Raw genomic sequence first — 503 nt, forward strand, 5'->3', positions numbered from 1 at the left:
GCTCTTTAACAAGATAAAACAAGAAATCTGTGTGGACACTCACAGGTGTTGAGTTAATCGAAACTGCTTAGCCTTAGGGTTGGCAGTCAAAAATTTAAATCAATGTTTTCAAGTCATTCTCCTTACGGGAAGGGTGATTGAGTGTTCATAGTAATATGTACATACAGTAATGTATGAATTGAAACGCGATGTTTCTTAGTGAGCAAAGCGAATCAAAACAGTAGAATTCATTGAGCCGTTTGACGTAAGTCAAACAACAAAACTTTAATTGAAGAGTTTGATCATGGCTCAGATTGAACGCTGGCGGCAGGCCTAACACATGCAAGTCGAGCGGCAGCACAAGGGAGTTTACTYCTGAGGTGGCGAGCGGCGGACGGGTGAGTAATGCCTAGGGATCTGCCCAGTCGAGGGGGATAACAGTTGGAAACGACTGCTAATACCGCATACGCCCTACGGGGGAAAGGAGGGGACCTTCGGGCCTTCCGCGATTGGATGAACCTAGG

The 503-nt window shown here is 45.8% G+C and carries 1 rRNA gene; it reads left to right on the forward strand.

Annotation, left to right across the window (positions count from 1 at the left end):
• Window positions 1-265 precede the first annotated feature (265 nt).
• A 16S ribosomal RNA gene (locus L5M11_RS23865) occupies window positions 266-503 on the forward strand; the annotation flags it as partial.

This window comes from Shewanella sp. SM87 (assembly GCF_025653705.1).
Lineage (GTDB): Bacteria > Pseudomonadota > Gammaproteobacteria > Enterobacterales > Shewanellaceae > Shewanella > Shewanella oncorhynchi.